Below are 2,194 nucleotides of genomic sequence, written 5' to 3'. Positions count from 1 at the left end.
GAAAGAAGCAGAGCTTATATCGAAAGCATTCTAATTGTTGGAAATAATAAAACCAGAAGCAATGTCATTACAAGAGAAATTCCAATGGAACCGGGAGATGTTTTTTCCAAAGAAAAAATAATGGATGCCATGCGTAACCTTTATAATCTTCAATATTTCTCGACTATTATTCCCGATACGCTTCCAGGAAGCTCGGAAAATTTAATGGAACTAGTTTTTACAGTAGAAGAACAACCGACTACCGACGTTCAACTTGGAATTACATTCTCAGGCAGCGCGGATCCCGATACATTCCCCATATCAGGGCTTGTAAAATGGAATGACCGTAACGTTGCCGGAACCGGAAATGAATTAGGAGCGGAAATAAATTCATCTGTTATTGATTCAAGCACAGTATCTTTAAATTATTTGCATAGATGGGCGTTTGGTCTTCCTCTTTCGCTTGGAATGGATTTATCGGGAAGTTATGCAAAAAGATATGCAACTATGGATAATCAGCCTCCTTTCTTTTCCGATGATAAAGGTAAATCTTTCCCTGACGGCTTCTATTCTTATGATGATTATGAGAGAAATAATAAAACTCCTACAAGAGATTACCTTATGACTTATGAACAATGGTATATATCATTGGGATTATCTACCGGATACCGTTGGACTACCTTCTTGGGTATTTTTGGGATAAGCGGCGGAACGCGGTTTGGTATTATTAAAAATACATATGACGCTGAATTGTTCAGACCTTTTGATCCAACCCTTAGAGAAGATAATAATAAATGGACACCTAAAAATTCAGTTTGGTTTTCGCTCTCGCTTGATCAACGTGATATTTTTTATGACCCTTCAAGAGGCTATTACCTTTATAACAGAATGGGTTTTTACGGTATTCTGGAATATGAAAGGGAACATTATATTCGTAATGACTCAAAAGCCGAATATTTCTTAACATTGTTTATTTTGCCTGATTATGAACATCGCCTGTTTTTATGTTTATTATCTCAAGTAATTCATTGCGCCTTAATCCGGAATTTCCGATAAAGTTAATCCGTCCTATAACAGGGCGTTCAACTACGGTAAATCTGATGATCACTTCGCTTCCCGCCGAATTATAGCGGTGAACGCTGGGTTCTATTTTTTCAAAATATTCAAGGGCGTATAATTTTCCCTGTATTTCAAGAAATGTGCTGTCATTAAAAGCGCGCCCTTTGTAAGGATTCACAAGCGCGTCAATTTCAGATTGCGATATGTTTTTTAAACCGCTAAAAACAATATCTCTTATAGGTTTTCCCTGATACCAATCATCAGCCAATTGCGATGATTCTGATTCTATTTCTTGAGAAAAACCTATTATTGACGTTATGAAAAACAAAAAAACAAAAACTCTAAATTTCATCAAAACTCCTAAAATGATTTACTCCACATTAGAGTAATTGAATTGTCGTTTATATACCAGTTTTCAGGATGATAAGGGAAAAAATCCCATCTTATACTTAAAAAAGGACTCTGTAATTCAATTCCTAAATCCGGTTCAAACGTCATTCCTCCAAGTACAGTGCTATTTTCATCATATTTTAATCTAAGGATACCCTGTACGAACATATCCTGACCTATATACTTACCTACAAAAACACTCGTATTATCAAAATAGTTACCCAGACGGCTTCTATCAACCGTATTTTGCTCTGATAACTGACTTAATCTGGAAGCGCTTGTTACAACGAAATTTTGTAAAATTCGAGTTCTAACGCTGAACATATCCAATTTCATAGTATTCCTTACTTGTCTTTCAAATTGACGCCCAATTGCAAGTTGAGACAGAGCGTCCGAACCTGCAATAAATTGCGTTACAAGATCCGTTGTGGAAGATAACAATAAATGACGCACCTCATCAATGTTATCCTCTGTTTGGACAATAGTGAAATTCTGCCCTAAAATCGAATAAATTTCAAGCTGTGTCATACTGGGATTTGCCTCAAAACGTGGTTGAAAGCTGAATAAAGGCTGGTTATCTATAATCATTGCTATTGTTACAGTTCCTGAATCGGATCTGTTTTTAATTTCAGCCCTTGCGCTTATTCTGGGATAAATTTTGGTTTCATTTTCTTTTAAAACAAGGTTTCCCCGCCGTATATAAAAATTCCTGTCAAAATAATACAATTCCCCAGAGCGAATCTTTATATTGCCGTCTAATGTATAT

At 36.0% G+C, this 2,194-nt stretch carries 3 protein-coding genes; 1 reads left to right on the top strand and 2 read right to left on the bottom strand.

Going from position 1 to position 2,194, the window contains the following annotated elements:
- Positions 1-1,035 (top strand): POTRA domain-containing protein (locus ACYVTD_RS11805; protein WP_461247966.1); only part of this gene is annotated, 1,035 nt, incomplete at its 5' end.
- Here the strand turns inward: ACYVTD_RS11805 and ACYVTD_RS11800 are convergent.
- Both ACYVTD_RS11800 and ACYVTD_RS11795 read right to left on the bottom strand, forming a co-directional pair.
- Positions 950-1,390, bottom strand: a complete 441-nt coding sequence (locus tag ACYVTD_RS11800) for a POTRA domain-containing protein (protein ID WP_461247965.1) — start codon at positions 1,388-1,390, stop codon at positions 950-952. The genes ACYVTD_RS11805 and ACYVTD_RS11800 overlap by 86 nt on opposite strands.
- Before the next feature lie 8 nt (positions 1,391-1,398).
- On the bottom strand, positions 1,399-2,194 hold a 796-nt coding region (locus tag ACYVTD_RS11795; protein ID WP_461247964.1), incomplete at its 5' end, for a translocation/assembly module TamB domain-containing protein.

Source organism: Treponema sp. R6D11 (genome assembly GCF_054786075.1).
The sequence above is the reverse complement of the archived record's forward strand: the minus strand, read 5'-3'. Positions and strand labels throughout refer to the sequence as shown.

Bases quoted from the DNA above. Each gene is read 5' to 3' on its own strand.
- ACYVTD_RS11800 (WP_461247965.1), bottom strand. From the start codon at position 1,390: ATGAAATTTAGAGTTTTTGTTTTTTTGTTTTTCATAACGTCAATAATA.